Source organism: Cupriavidus sp. AU9028 (genome assembly GCF_019795295.1).
GTDB lineage: Bacteria > Pseudomonadota > Gammaproteobacteria > Burkholderiales > Burkholderiaceae > Cupriavidus.
Window position 1 is genome coordinate 55,459 of the sequence record NZ_JAIMCG010000015.1, and the last position, 14,380, is coordinate 69,838.

A 14,380-nucleotide genomic window follows, 5' to 3' on the forward strand; every position below is an offset into this window, starting at 1 on the left:
ACGAAAAGTGATTGCCTTCGGGGTATTTGCGATTATTACGGCACTTAAATCACAGCGCACTGGGCCGGGTCCCGCCCCAACGGCCGGAAGCGACCAGCCCCCGGGCGGTGTCGATCAATACCGCCCGCAACGCCAGGGCCGCGGGGGAAAGCTCGTCGTCGGACAGGCTGCACACCAGATTGCGGCGTCCCACCGCGGGGTCGTCGAGCTGCGCCAGATGGAAGCGGCTCGCGGCGTCCTCGTAGCGGCCGACCGCCGCCCACGGCTGCAATGTCGCGCCCAGACCCATGTCGACCGCTTCCATCAGCATCGCCAGCGAGTCGATTTCCTGCACCACGCGAGGAACGATCTTGGCGCGGGAGAAGGCCGCTTCCAGCGTGCTGCGCAGGCCGTGGTGCCCGGTGGGCAGGATCAGCGGGATGTCGGCCAGATCGGTGATCGCCAGCCGGTCCTCGCGCGGCTCGCCGCCCGGGTAGCGATGCCGGGAGCGGATCAGGAACAGGGTTTCCTCCAGCAGCGGCAGCACGGTCCAGCGGCGGGCGGCATGGGTGTCGAACAACACCGCCACGTCGAGCTGCCGGGCGTTGAGCATGGCCGTCAGATGGCCTGACAGGCTTTCGACCATATGCAGGCGGACGTCGGGATAGCGCTCGTGCATGGCGCGGATCAGCGGCACGCCGATCATCGACGCCGTGGTCGGCGCCAGCCCCACGCTCACGGTGCCGGACAGCCGGGCGTGCTGCGCCGCGCGCCGGGCCTGCTCGGCATGGCGCAACGTCAGTTGCGCTTCATGGAAGAAGGCGAGGCCGGCTTCCGTGGGCGTGACGCCCTGCGGCGTGCGCAGCAGCAGGCGGGTGGACAACTCGCTCTCGAGCCGGCTGATCTGCTGGCTGACGGCGGACTGCACCATGTCCAGCTCCAGCGCGGCGCGGCTCATGCTGCCGAGTTCGACGACGCGGACGAAGTATTGCAGTTGGCGCAGCTCCATGGGCTCTCGGTACAGGCATCGGCGTGACAATATGCCGATGCTTATACCAGAGACGGGCCGGGCGGCGCCGTGGCCGGTCAGAACCGGTGGCGGATGCCGACGCCGTAGGTGTCGCCGTGCGAGCGGTCGCTGACCTTGTCGAAGAAGTACGCGGCGTAGACGTCGGTACGCCTGGACAGGTTGTAGTCGTAGGCGATGCCGGCGGTCTTGCGGCGGAAGTCGCCCACGTCGTTGTCGACCTTGGCATAGGCGTACGACACCAGCAGGCTGCCCGCGCCGATCGGCACCGCCGCGCCCACCTGCCCGTTGACGTGCTTCAGGTCGCCGGTGGGACCGTCGATGTCCGACTTGATGTACTGCGCCTGGCCGAACAGCTTGACCACCTTGAAGTCGTAGCTGACGCCGGCCTGCACCGCGGTCTGCTTGTCAAAGCCGACCAGCGTGGCAGGCGAGGTCACGTCGCCCGGGGTGTTGTTGAACTTGACCTGCTGGAACGCGACGGTGGCGGCGAACGGGCCGCTGGCATACATCACGTTGCCGCCGAACTTGTTCTCGCCGGCTTCGCCGGCCTGCTCGCCGAAGGCGTAGATCGCATTGAAGGACAGCCCGCCGAATTTGGGCGAGGAGTAGACCACCGAGTTGCTCCAGCCGCTGTCGCCGATCAGGCCCGGGTCGTAGACGTTGGTGCCGGTGGCGGTCTGGTAGGTCTGGAAGATCGCCGGCGAGAACCAGTACGAGTCGACCAGCGGATTGAACAGGATGGTCGACAGGAAGTACGGCGTGGTGTTCCGGCCCAGGCGCAGCGTGCCGGCCTTGTCGCTCTGCAGGCCGACATAGGCGCTGCGCGTCAGCATGCCATCGGCGTCGAAGCGGCCGGCGCGGCCATTGTCGGCGCGATAGAAGCCGTTCAGGTCGAAGATCGCCTTCAGGCCGCCGCCCAGATCCTCGGTGCCCTTGATCCCCCAGTACGACGTCTGCATGCCGCCGCCGCCGACGATATAGGCGCGCTCGCCGCCGATTGCCTTGCTGCTGCCGACGAAGGAATCGACCTGGCCGTATAGCGTGACGCTGGACTGCGCCAGCGCATGACCCCCGTGCAAGGCCGTGGCGGCAACCAGCAGCCGCGCGGCGTTCTCCAGCGCGTGCGCCGGCATGGTTTTCTTCTTCATATGGACCTCCATGGTTGACCCTTGATTTCTCTCTCGTAGCGCTTCGTCTCTGTTGTGGCCCGTTGCCTTGGCGCGCATGCAGCATGGCGCGGCAGGGGCATGAGACGTAGCAGTCACAGGAGAGCAAGGACCATGCTCGGTGTCGCGTGCGCTGGGAGAACAAGGAAATCCCGTGGCGGGAGGCGCTTTTCTGGCCTTGCGGGCACGCTGCACCTATTGTTGACAGGTTCGGCCGCGCCAACACGGTGCGCCCGGCTCCCGGACCCGTGCAGCCCTGACCGCGCCGCGCCACATCGCGGTGCACGGCCTCGCACGGGCTTTTCCATGACCAGCGAGGAAAGGTGCGACGATGCAGAAGATCGGATCGGCAAGATGGCAGGGCGGCATCAAGGATGGCAGCGGCACGATATCGACCCAGAGCGGCGTCCTGAATGGCGCGTCCTATGGGTTCCGCGCCCGTTTCGAAGGCGGGCCGGGAACCAACCCGGAGGAGCTGATCGGCGCCGCGCACGCGGGCTGCTTCTCGATGGCGCTGTCGCTGATATTGGGGGAGGCCGGCATGACCGCCGACTCGATCGAGACGCGCGCCACCGTGACGCTGGAGAAGGAGGGCGGCGGCTACAGCATCACGGCGATCCACCTGGACGTCACGGCCCGCATTCCTGGCGCCGAGACGCAGGCGTTCGAGCAGTGCGCGCAGAGCGCCAAGGAGAACTGTCCGGTGTCCAAGCTGATGAAGGCGCCCATCACGATGGACGCGCGGCTGGAATCGTGACGCAAAGAGCACTCGCGTAAAGTCAGGAACCTGCGAATCAACCGGCTTTCTATACTGATGTGGGCATCGACCGGGGTCGGCACCATCACGCCGGCCGCCGCGCTGCCCCCTCACTTCATGGAGGCGATCGATATGCAGAGCAGCGAAGCAGTGCTGGCACAGGCCCGCTCGGCGCTGGCCAGCCTGACGCATCACGGCCAGCCGGTTCAACCGTCCATTCAGTTGCGCTTTGTCGACGGCGCGCTGGTGCTGGAAGGCGAAGTTCCGGACATCGAAGCAAAGACCCGCGCGGCGACGCGCATTCGCAGGATCGATGGCGTCAACGTGGTCGACCACATCCGGGTCGCCAACGGCTCGACCACGGGCGGCGACGGCGAGTTGCGCAATGCCGTCTGCGAGCGTTTGCTGCAGAGCATCGATTTCCGCAGCTTCCGCATCTGCTCCCATGCCAAGGGGCGGTCGGAGACGATGCGCGAGGCCATGGGCGAGTGCTGGGGCGAAATCGCGGTGCATACCGAGGACGGCGTGGTTACGCTGCGCGGCCAGGTCATCAGCCTGTCGCACATGCGGCTGGCGGGGGTGCTGGCGTGGTGGACGCCGGGCTGCCGCTGCGTGATCAATGAACTGAAGATCGAACCCGCCGAGCGCGACAACGACGAGGAAATCAGCGAGGCGCTGCGCCTGGTGCTGGAAACCGATGCACTGGTCGATGCCGACCAGATCGTCATCAAGACCGAGAACCGGGTGGTGACCCTGGAAGGGTTTGCGACCGAAGGTGCGCGCCGGCAGGCCGAGCGCGATGCCTGGTATCTGCAGGGCGTCGAGGAGGTCGTCAATCGCATCGCGGTGCAGCAGCCGAGCTGACCGCAGCGCTTTCGTACTGGTCCCTGAGAGCCTGGGTGGCTGGCCCCGTGGATGGGGCCAGCCACCGCTGGAGCGGCTGCCGCGACTCCGGTTCCTTCGCTTGCTCGCCGTTCCTCCTTCCTCCTCCCTTCTTCGCCTTCCTTTCCTTTCTTTCGCTTCATTCCTGCCGGCGCACACGCAAGTTTTGCAACGCGTGGAGTGTTGGCCCTGAATTGCCCCGCAAATTGCATGCGTCGAGCGCATACGGCGCCATCGGTCCGGCAAATCCCGGGAACGGTTGGCGGTATGTCTGGCGGCCGGCGCTTTAATTAAGCGCCGATCGAATCGGCAATTTTCGCCTTCCAGTAGTCATTTGCTCATGCACGAACGTGCGCAATTTGCGCGGCAGCCCCGATTTCGTGGGGGGAGATGCGGACGCAAGCCGTGTCCCCGGGCGGCAGCGGGTGTTTGCGCGGTGGCAATCGGCCCGCGCCGGGAAGTGTCGGCACGCGCGTTGCTAAAGAAGGACTACGAGCCACCGCGAAAGACGCAGAGAAACGCGCGGAGGTATTACGTCCACCCCCACATCGGAGTTTCCATGGATACCTTGACCGATCTGCTGGACGCCAAGGGCACACCGCTTGGCCAGCAACGTTTTACCTGGAAAGAGCTTGTGCAGGAGCCGATCAGCAAGCTCGACGATGACGCCTTCACCCGCGTGCGGATCATCCTGATGAACGGCATCGAGCTCGATGCGCTGCGCTTGAAGCACATCATGGCGCGCTGCAACCGGGAGCTGCGCATTCCGCTGGCACAGGTGCGCCGTGTCGAGCAACACCAGGCCACGATGATCAACTGGCTGATCGGTGCCGACCATTCCCCGCTGGAAACCACCATCGCCTACGAGCAGGTGGCCGTCGAAGTGACCGCCGCGGTCGCGCAGAACGAGCCCGACCCGTATCAGGCGCAGGCCTATCGTTTCGGCCTGCTGGAAGACTTCGACCACTTGTATCGCTATAGCGCGATGCTGGACCGGCTGGAAGGGAAGGACCCCAACAACATCACGCAGGGCTACTCAGACATCGTGCCGGGCCGCTCGACCTGGGTGGAGCACCGCGCCCCGCAGGACGATGTGCGCGACAGCTATGACCGCAACAGCGCCGCACTGATCACCAAGATTCACGCGGCCATGATTACCGCGGCGGAGTACCAGACCCACGATTACTACATGAATATCGGCCCGCTGTTCACCGACCCGCTGGCGCGCCAGCTGTACGCCGAGATCGCCTCGATCGAGGAGCAGCACGTGACGCAGTACGGTTCGCTGACCGATCCGGACGAAAGCATGATCGAGAAGTGGGTCATCCATGAAGCGATGGAGGCCTACAACTACTACAGCTGTGTGCAGCAGGAGAGCAACCCGCGCATCAAGGCGATCTGGGAGCGTTTCCTGGATTACGAGCTGGGCCATCTGCATGTCGCCTGCGAAATGCTCAAGCGCCACGAGGGCCGCGATCCGGCCGAGATCCTGTCCGGCCCGCTGCCCAAGCCGATCGATTTCGCCAGCCAGCGCGACTTCGTGCGCAAGGTGCTCGCCGACGAGGTCGATATGCGCGCCAACGGCATGGACTTCGTGCCGCTGGACCAGGACAGCCCGGCTTCGATCGAGTATCGCAACCATATGAATTCGGAGGGGTCGCCGACGCAGATCGTCTCGTCCGGCTATGTCTGGACCCCGGGTACCGAGCTGGCGCGCCTGCGCGCCGCCTGATATCCGGCAGCTGTGTTGGACCCCACAAACAGGAGAATACGGATGGAACCCACCTCGCAAATGGGCATGAACCGCACCGGCGCACAGATGTCCCCCATGGATACCGAGAAGATGGAGCGCTACTCGGAATCGATGGGCCCGGACGTCGGCATCGACGACATGAACGCCCCTGCCGAAGCGCAGCCGGCAGCGGAACTGCGCGCGCAGTACATCGACGAAGCGCACCTGGTCGGCTCGGTGCCGCTGCCGGGCACCGTCAAGGGCGCGATGAGCACGACGATGGACAAGCTGACCGGCAACCGGCCGGAGGTGCTGATCGACAAGCTGGGCGAGCGCCTGGCCTTCGAGCGGCAGGGCACCCGGCTGTACGAGCTGATGATGGCCAAGTGCCGGGAGATGGATACCTCGGCCCTCGATCCAGACGTGCTGAGCACGCTGTCCCATTTCCGTGACGAGGAAGCCGAGCACTTTGCCCTGGTCGATGAATCGATGCGGGCGCTGGGCGCCGATCCCACCGCGATGACGCCCTGTGCGGATGTCGCGGCGGTTGCCTCGATGGGCGTGCTGCAGGCCATCGCGGATCCGCGCACGACGGTGCCGCAATGCCTGAACGCGCTGCTGACGGCGGAGATGACGGACAACGCCGGCTGGGAGCTTCTGATCAAGCTGGCGGACTCCACCGGCCACACCGAGATGGCCGACAAGTTCCGCCAGGCGCTGATCGAGGAGAACGAGCACATGGCGACCATCAAGCAGTGGCTGGAGCGCGCGGTCGTCACGGAAGCGTCCTGAGCGCCGGCTCGCCGCGAGCCGCCGAGCCTTTTCCCCCGCGGGCCGCGACGTTCATCGCAACGCCGCGGCCCACGGCCTTGAGCATCCAGCAAGGAGCCTGCATGAAGGAAATGTTCTACCGCGATCATGTCATCGCCGCGCACGCGGTGCCGGTCGGCGCCAGCACCGGCGTGCGCTACGGCTACCAGGGCGAAATCCTGCCCGCGGAGGAACGCAGCCAGGGCCTCGTCTCCACCGTGCCGCGCGCGTTCGCCTCCGACATCGAACTGGCTTACGACAATGCCGCCACGGCGGTCGAAGCCTGCCTGCTCGAAGGCCGGCGGCTGATCGATGCCGCGCTCGATGGAGCCGAGACGCCGACGGCCTCGGCAGGGGTACCCCGTACGGAAATCGATCCTCCCACCAACCGGAGCAGCGTATGACCTCGAAGCAAGGCCAGGAAAACAATGGCAACGGCAAGCAGGGCGGCCAGCAGCAGGGAGGCCGTCAGGAGCCGAGCCCGATCGACGTGCAGAAGTCGCTGAAGGGGCTCGATTTCCCTGCCAGCAAGGACGATATCGTCAGCAAGGCGCGCGACGGCGGCGCCAGCGAGGACATTCTCGCGGAGCTGGAGCAGATCCCCGAGCGAGAGTACGAAACGCCGGCGGACATCTCCAAGGAGTTGGGCAAGCTGCATTGAGCGAGCCGCAACGGCCAAGTCCGCAGGCGCGCGATGTCAGGCGGGCGCCGGTACCGCGGCGACCGCCGCCGGTGCGCCCGGCCGCGCCCCTGCGGCAATCGGCGCGATTGGCCCGATCGGCGCAATGGGCGCAATCGGCCGCAGCGGGCCGCCCTGGCGCTGCAGCTCGGGATCGCGCGCGAACAGCTCGGCGGCCCAGTCGACGAACACCCGTACCTTGGCCGACAGGTTGCGGTTCTGCGGGTACATCGCCGAGATCGGCATTTCCTCTTCCTGCCAGTCGGCCATGATTTCCACCAGCCGGCCGCTCTCCAGATAGGGCTGCGCCATCAGCCGCGATATCACCGCAATGCCGTGGCCTTCCAGCGCGCAGCCGATATAGACCTCGGGATCGTTGGTCGAGATGGCCGAAGGCAGCAGCAGCTCGTGCCGCTCGTCGCCACGGGTCAGGATCCACGGCATTTCCCGGCCGGTCCGTGTCGAGATGTAATTGATCGCCCGATGCTCGCGCAGCTCGTCCGGAGTGGAGGGGGTGCCGTGCTGCTTCAGATAGATCGGCGAGGCATAGAACGCCAGCCGAAGCTCGCCGATGCGGCGCGCCACCATGGTGTCGTCCACCGTGTCGCCGACGCGGATCACCACATCCACCCCTTCCTTTAACAGGTCGATCGGCTTGGTGTTGATCGTCAGCTCCACCTTCAGGTCCGGATACCGCGTGATGAACTCATGCAGGTGCGGCACCAGTACCAGACGCGCCAGCCCGCCGATCGTATCGACCCGCAGCGTGCCTTTGGGCGTCTGGTTCTGCATGGTCAGCGACTGCTCGGCCTCGTCCACATCGGACAGGATGCGCACGCACCGTTCGTAATAGGCCGCGCCCTCGGAGGTCACGCTGATGCGCCGGGTGGTCCGGTGCAGCAGCTTGACGCCGAGGTGGGATTCCAGGTTCTGGATCAACCGGGTCAGGGTCGCCTTGGGCAGGTCCAGCGACTCCGCCGCGCGGGCGAAGCTGCCGAAATCGACGACTCGGGTGAAGGCCTGCATTGATACGAAGCGGTCCATGATGGCTATCCAGTCAGAGGCGGCGGCCGGCGCCGCCCGCGTTGCTGCCGCAAGGGGTCGTAGCCGCGAATATTACGCACTATGGAAGGCATATGCAGCGTAGGGTCTCCCGGCTGCCACCTTGTTGGCGCGATTGCAACAAAGGCATCCGCGAGCCGGTCCTTTGCCGCGGATGCGATTATGCGTTCGCACGAGCTGGAACAGGACGCTGGATTATTTCACCGGCAGAATAGTGCATTGGCAAAGACCCGCTTTATCCCGTCCATGTCAACCACCATAATCCGCTCAACCCAACTTGCAATTACCTGTCCGGTCTTCGCCAGCGGAGCCGGCGCCAAGGATTCACCATGACGAGCAAATCGACGATGCAGGGCAGCAAGGCCGCGAACGGCAGCGGCGCTCGTGTCGTGCGCCATTCGCTCGAGAGCTGGGATCGCACTGTTGCAGTGCACGTGTGCTACCCCCCGGGATATCCGACCGCCTGGGCGGCACAGCCGCTGCCCTGGCTGCTGTACCTGCATGCGGGCGGTTTCGTCGATGGCGGCATCGAGCATGCCGTCCAGCTGACACAGCGGCTGGCGGTGGCCGTGCCGGCGGTGGTGGTGGCTCCCGAGTATTCGCTCGCTCCGGACCATCCCTTTCCGGCGGCGCCCGAGGACGCCTTCAATACGGCCGAATGGGTGATTCGCAATGCGCGGCGGCTGAAGGTGGACAAGACGCGCTTTGCGCTGGTCGGCGAGGAAGCCGGCGGCAACCTGGCGATCGCGGTCGCACAGATGCTGCGCGACCGCGGCATGACGCCGGCCCGGGCGCAGTGGCTGATCCGGCCGGTCACCGACCCTTGCCTGCAGCACGCATCGTGCGGCGGCGCGGGCAAGGTGCCGATGGAGACGTTGCAGCGGCTGGCCGCGCACTATCGCGACTACCTGCCGACGCCCGCCGCCTGCGTGCATCCCTATGCCGCGCCGGCCCATGCGATGCGGCTGTCCGGGCTGCCACCGACGCTGATCCAGGTCGCGCAGGAGGACGCCTTGCGGCCCGAAGGGGAAGCCTTTGCCGGCCGGCTGCTCGCCTGCGGCGTGGCGGCCGAAACCAGAATCATGGCCGGTGCCTGTGGCGCCGGCGTTGAAACCAGCCACGACCGATGTCAGGTCTGGATCGATGAAGGATCGCGATTCCTGCGGGAGCGGTTTTCCGCGGACGACGACGCCTCGCCTCAGGCCGTGACCCGGCCCGCCGCCAAGCCTTCGGGCTGGGCGCCGTGACGGACGGCGGCGGGCAGGAGACGCCCGCCGCCGTCGCCATCCAGAACATGCCTCGTTCATCCAGCGGCGCCTTGCCAGCGCGCGCGGGAGGGCGGCGCTCGGCCTTTTGCTTTCCAGTTGAACAGAAACGAAATCCGGAGAGAAGAAATGAAGCAACCATCCCGACGCAACCTGATTGCCGTCGCCATCGTGCTGGTGCTGGGGGCCGGCCTGGCCACCACGCTGCTGCAACCCTGGCATGCCGGCGAAGCGCAGGCCGTGCCCGGCCCCGCCCAGTCGGCGCCCGCAGTGGAGGTCGCAGCGGCACTGGGCAAGACCATCACCGAATGGGACGAATTTTCCGGGCGGATCGAGGCGGTCGACCGCGTCGAGATCCGGCCGCGGGTGAGCGGCACCATCGACGCCGTCCACTTCAAGGAAGGCGAGCTGGTGAAGAAGGGCGACCTGCTGTTCACCATCGATCCGCGGCCGTACGCCGCCGAGGTGGCGCGCGCGGAAGCGGCGCTGGCCGCCGCCCAGGTGCGCGCCGGCCACGCCCACAGCGAGGGCGAGCGGGCGCAGCGGCTGCTGGATGACAACGCCATCTCCCGCCGCGAGTTCGACGAGCGCACGCACGCGGTCCGCGAGACCACCGCCAACGTGCGCGCGGCCCAGGCCGGGCTCGAAGCCGCGCGGCTGAACCTTGCCTATACCCGCATCGTTGCGCCCGTCACCGGCCGCGTCTCGCGGGCCGAGATTACCGTCGGCAACCTGGTGGCCGCGGGCGCCGGCTCGCCGCCGCTGACCACGGTGGTGTCGGTGTCGCCGGTCTACGCCAGCTTCGAGATCGACGAGCAGAGCTACCTGCGCTACACCGCGCCGGGCGCCAGCGGGGCGAACGGCAAGGGCATGGCGGTGATGCTGGGCCTGGCCAACGAAACCGGCCATCCGCACCAGGGCCGTATCCAGTCGGTGGACAACCGGCTGGACCCGCGCAGCGGCACCATCCGCGTACGCGCGGTATTCGACAACCCGGATGGCCGGTTGCTGCCGGGGCTTTATGCCCGGGTCAAGCTGGGCGGCAGCGCACCGCACGACGCCGTGCTCGTCAACGATCGCGCCGTCGGCACCGACCAGGGCAAGAAGTTCGTGCTGGTGGTGGACCAGGCGAACAAGCTGGCCTATCGCGAGGTGCAGATGGGCCCCACCTATGAAGGACTGCGGGTGATCCGCTCCGGATTGAAGGCCGGCGAGGTGATCGTCGTCAACGGGCTGCAGCGGGTGCGGCCGGGCGACACGGTCGCGCCGACTCCGGTGCAGATGGCCTTCAAGCGCGAGCTGGAGCGCACCGCGGGCCAGAGCGCCGGCGCTGCCGGTAACGATGGCAGCGAAAGCCGCGCCCAGGGTGACGCGCCGCAAGGCAAGGGCACCGTGAGCTGACCGCCGAGCGCTCCGCCCACGCTTCCCCGACCGGGCCGCCGCGCACTTCGGCCGAGCCATCGGCTGATTCAAGCGGCTGATTCAAGCGGCGCTCCCCGGCACCCGCACACCCTATCCAAGCCATGCTGTTGGCGCGCCTGATGGGCGCGCCAGGGGCCCCTGTTTTCGTCGAGATCCGTCATGAACCTCTCGAAATTCTTCATTGACCGGCCGATCTTCGCCGGCGTGCTATCGGTGCTGATCTTCCTGATCGGCGCGATCGCGATGTTCCGCCTGCCGATCTCCGAGTATCCGGAAGTCGTGCCGCCCTCCGTGGTGGTCCGCGCCCAGTATCCGGGCGCCAACCCGAAGGTGATCGCCGAAACGGTGGCATCGCCGCTGGAAGAGCAGATCAACGGCGTCGAGGACATGCTGTACATGTCTTCGCAGTCCAACAGCGACGGCCTGCTGACGCTGACCGTCACCTTCAAGCTGGGCACCGACCCGGACAAGGCCCAGCAGCTGGTGCAGAACCGCGTGGCGCAGGCCGAGCCGCGGCTGCCCGAGGACGTGCGCCGGCTGGGCATCACCACCGTCAAGAGCTCGCCCGACCTGACCATGGTGGTGCACCTGGTCTCGCCGAACGACCGCTATGACATGACCTACCTGCGCAATTACGCGGTGATCAACGTCAAGGACCGGCTGGCGCGCATCCAGGGCGTCGGCCAGGTACAGATGTTCGGCTCGGGCGACTACTCGATGCGGGTCTGGCTCGATCCCGAGAAGATGGCCGAGCGCCAGCTTGCCGCGAGCGACGTGGTGCGCGCCATTCGCGAGCAGAACGTGCAGGTGGCGGCCGGCGTGATCGGCGCCTCGCCGTCGCTGCCGGGCACCGACCTGCAGCTGTCCGTCAATGCCCAGGGCCGCCTGACCAGCGAAGAGCAGTTCGGCGACATCATCGTGCGCACTTCCGCCGATGGCGCGGTGACCTATCTGCGCGATGTCGCGCGCATCGAGCTGGGCGCGTCGGAGTACGCGCTGCGTTCGCTGCTGGACAACAAGAGCGCGGTGGCGCTGCCGATCTTCCAGGCGCCGGGCTCGAACGCGATCCAGATTTCGGACGACGTGCGCAAGACGATGGAGGAGCTCAAGCAGAACTTCCCGGAAGGCATCGACTACAGCATCGTCTATGACCCGACGCAGTTCGTGCGCCACAGCATCAAGGCGGTCACGCATACGCTGTTCGAAGCCATCGCACTGGTGGTGCTGGTGGTGATCCTGTTCCTGCAGACCTGGCGCGCCTCCATCATTCCGCTGCTGGCGGTGCCGGTGTCGATCGTCGGCACGTTCGGCCTGATGTACGCGTTCGGCTTCTCGATCAATGCGCTGTCGTTGTTCGGCCTGGTGCTGGCCATCGGCATCGTGGTGGACGACGCCATCGTGGTGGTGGAGAACGTCGAGCGCAATATCGAGCAGGGCTTGTCGCCAAAGGAGGCCACCTACCAGGCCATGCGCGAGGTCAGCGGCCCCATCATCGCCATCGCGCTGGTGCTGTGCGCCGTGTTCGTGCCGCTCGCCTTCATGAGTGGCCTGACCGGCCAGTTCTACAAGCAGTTCGCGCTGACGATCTCGATCTCGACCATCATCTCGGCCTTCAACTCGCTGACGCTGTCGCCGGCGCTATCCGCGCTGCTGCTGCGCGGGCATGACCAGCCCAAGGACTGGCTCTCGCGGGCGATGGACCGCACGCTGGGCGGCTTCTTCCGCCACTTCAATCGCTTTTTCGGCGCGAGCGCCGAGCGTTACGGCCACGGCGTGAAAGGCGTGATCCGGCGCAAGGGCGCGGTGTTCGGCGTCTATGCCGTGATGCTGGCGCTGACCTGGGGCGTGTTCCAGCTGGTGCCCAAGGGCTTCGTGCCGGCGCAGGACAAGCAGTATCTGGTCAGCTTCGCCAAGCTGCCCGACGGCGCCACGCTCGATCGCACCGAAGACGTGATCCGCCGCATGTCCGACATCGCGCTGAAGCATCCGGGCGTGGAATCGGCGGTGGCCTTCCCCGGCCTGTCGATCAACGGCTTCACCAACAGCCCGAGCGCCGGCATCGTGTTCGCCACGCTCAAGCCGTTCGAGGAACGCAAGGGGGACGACCTGTCGGGCAATGCCATTGCGCAGCAGCTGAACCAGCAGTACGCCGGCATCCAGGACGCCTTCATCGCCGTGTTCCCGCCGCCGCCCGTGCAGGGACTGGGCACCATCGGCGGCTTCAAGCTGATGATCGAGGACCGCGCGGCGCAGGGCTATGAAGCGCTGTTCGACGCGACCAACGCGTTCGCCAACAAGGCGCGCGCCACGCCCGAGCTGGCCGGTGTCTTCACCAACTACCAGGTCAACGTGCCGCAGCTGGACGTGCAGCTGGACCGTGTCAAGGCCAAGCAGCTTGGCGTGCCGGTGACCGAGGTGTTCGACACGCTGCAGACCTACCTGGGCTCGGCCTACGTCAACGACTTCAACAAGTTCGGTCGCACCTATCAGGTCAAGGTACAGGCGGACGCCTCGTTCCGTGCCACCGCGGAGGACATCCTGCGGCTGAAGACGCGCAGCGTGTCCGGCGAAATGGTGCCGCTGTCCTCGCTGGTGCAGGTCAAGCAGAGCTTCGGCCCCGACAGCGTGGTGCGCTACAACGGCTTCACCGCGGCGGACATGAACGGCGGACCCGCGCCCGGCTTCTCGTCGGGGCAGGCGCAGGCGGCAGCCGAGCGCATTGCGGCCGAGACGCTGCCCAAGGGCATCGCCTTCGAATGGACGGAGCTGACCTATCAGGACATCCTCGCGGGCAACGCAGGGATCTGGATCTTCCCGCTGTGCGTGCTGCTGGTGTTCCTGGTGCTGGCCGCGCAGTACGAAAGCCTGACGCTGCCGCTGGCGGTGATCCTGATCGTGCCGCTGTCGCTGCTGGCCGCGCTGACCGGAGTGTGGCTGACGCGGGGGGACAACAACATCTTCACCCAGATCGGTTTCATCGTGCTGGTCGGGTTGTCCGCGAAGAATTCGATCCTGATCGTCGAGTTCGCCCGGGAGCTGGAGCATCAGGGCCGCGGCATCGTGCAGGCGGCGATCGAAGCCAGCCGCCTGCGTCTGCGTCCGATCCTGATGACCTCGTTCGCTTTCATCATGGGCGTGGTGCCGCTGGTGCTGTCGTCCGGCGCGGGCGCGGAGATGCGCCAGGCCATGGGCATCGCAGTGTTCGCCGGCATGCTGGGCGTGACGTTCTTCGGGCTGTTCCTGACGCCGGTGTTCTACGTCGCGCTGCGCAAGCTGGCCACACGCGGCCAGCGCGACCCGGAGCCGGTGCAGCCGGCGGCGAAGGATGTGCCGGCGCTGGCGGAGGTCCAGCACTGACGAGCGGAATACCGCCGGTTTGCTCCCCTCGCCCGCTTGCGGGAGAGGGGGAAACCCGAGGGAAATGGATATGCGGCCGGTTTGCTCCCCTCGCCCGCTTGCGGGAGAGGGGCCGGGGGGGAGGGCAGGCGAGCGGCAGCCATGTTCGGCGCCGCGGGAAAGACCAACCCCTCTCCCCGGCCCTCTCCCCTTGAAGGGGAGAGGGGGAACACCAGGAGCAATGGAAACACCGCGGGTTT

12 protein-coding genes are annotated in these 14,380 nt (G+C 66.6%); 9 read left to right on the plus strand and 3 right to left on the minus strand.

The genetic code is table 11. The annotated features are described in order from the left end of the window. Window positions 1-49: 49 nt before the first annotated feature. Window positions 50-988 carry a LysR substrate-binding domain-containing protein gene (locus K6V06_RS16225; protein WP_222245055.1) on the minus strand — a complete coding sequence of 313 codons (939 nt, stop codon included), beginning with the start codon at window positions 986-988 and terminating at the stop codon, window positions 50-52. A 77-nt stretch (window positions 989-1,065) separates the two neighbouring features. Then, entirely contained in the window at window positions 1,066-2,157 is a 1,092-nt protein-coding gene (locus tag K6V06_RS16230; RefSeq protein ID WP_222245056.1) for a porin, read from the minus strand. A gap of 349 nt (window positions 2,158-2,506) precedes the next feature. On the opposite strand from K6V06_RS16230, the gene K6V06_RS16235 reads away from it, so the two are divergent. The 6 genes from K6V06_RS16235 to K6V06_RS16260 all read left to right on the plus strand — a co-directional run bounded on the left by K6V06_RS16235 (window position 2,507) and on the right by K6V06_RS16260 (window position 7,017). After that, on the plus strand, window positions 2,507-2,932 hold the full coding sequence (locus K6V06_RS16235; protein ID WP_222245057.1) for an OsmC family protein: 426 nt from the start codon (window positions 2,507-2,509) through the stop codon (window positions 2,930-2,932). 132 nt (window positions 2,933-3,064) lie between these two features. Beyond that, window positions 3,065-3,796 (plus strand): BON domain-containing protein, encoded by a 732-nt coding sequence (locus K6V06_RS16240; protein WP_222245147.1) that lies wholly within the window; start codon window positions 3,065-3,067, stop codon window positions 3,794-3,796. Between the two features lie 577 nt (window positions 3,797-4,373). After that, entirely contained in the window at window positions 4,374-5,546 is a 1,173-nt protein-coding gene (locus tag K6V06_RS16245) for a hypothetical protein (protein WP_222245059.1), read from the plus strand. 42 nt (window positions 5,547-5,588) lie between these two features. Then, window positions 5,589-6,338 carry a demethoxyubiquinone hydroxylase family protein gene (locus K6V06_RS16250; protein WP_222245060.1) on the plus strand — a complete coding sequence of 250 codons (750 nt, stop codon included), beginning with the start codon at window positions 5,589-5,591 and terminating at the stop codon, window positions 6,336-6,338. Window positions 6,339-6,439: 101 nt separating this feature from the next. Beyond that, window positions 6,440-6,760 carry a hypothetical protein gene (locus K6V06_RS16255; protein ID WP_222245061.1) on the plus strand — a complete coding sequence of 107 codons (321 nt, stop codon included), beginning with the start codon at window positions 6,440-6,442 and terminating at the stop codon, window positions 6,758-6,760. Continuing rightward, window positions 6,757-7,017 (plus strand): DUF2795 domain-containing protein, encoded by a 261-nt coding sequence (locus K6V06_RS16260; RefSeq protein WP_222245062.1) that lies wholly within the window; start codon window positions 6,757-6,759, stop codon window positions 7,015-7,017. Before K6V06_RS16255 ends, K6V06_RS16260 begins: the two co-directional genes overlap by 4 nt. Before the next feature lie 36 nt (window positions 7,018-7,053). On the opposite strand, the gene K6V06_RS16265 is transcribed toward K6V06_RS16260, so the two are convergent. Next, entirely contained in the window at window positions 7,054-8,079 is a 1,026-nt protein-coding gene (locus tag K6V06_RS16265; protein ID WP_255581890.1) for a LysR family transcriptional regulator, read from the minus strand. Between the two features lie 347 nt (window positions 8,080-8,426). Here K6V06_RS16265 and K6V06_RS16270 point away from each other — a divergent pair, with 347 nt between their 5' ends. The 3 genes from K6V06_RS16270 to K6V06_RS16280 all read left to right on the plus strand — a co-directional run bounded on the left by K6V06_RS16270 (window position 8,427) and on the right by K6V06_RS16280 (window position 14,141). After that, the gene (locus K6V06_RS16270) at window positions 8,427-9,344 is read left to right on the plus strand and encodes an alpha/beta hydrolase (protein ID WP_222245063.1); all 918 of its coding nucleotides are present in this window, start codon (window positions 8,427-8,429) and stop codon (window positions 9,342-9,344) included. A gap of 147 nt (window positions 9,345-9,491) precedes the next feature. Then, a complete protein-coding gene (locus K6V06_RS16275; RefSeq protein WP_222245064.1) occupies window positions 9,492-10,763 on the plus strand; it encodes an efflux RND transporter periplasmic adaptor subunit in 1,272 nt (423 codons plus the stop codon). Between the two features lie 180 nt (window positions 10,764-10,943). After that, window positions 10,944-14,141 carry an efflux RND transporter permease subunit gene (locus K6V06_RS16280; RefSeq protein WP_222245065.1) on the plus strand — a complete coding sequence of 1,066 codons (3,198 nt, stop codon included), beginning with the start codon at window positions 10,944-10,946 and terminating at the stop codon, window positions 14,139-14,141. Window positions 14,142-14,380: the final 239 nt, after the last annotated feature.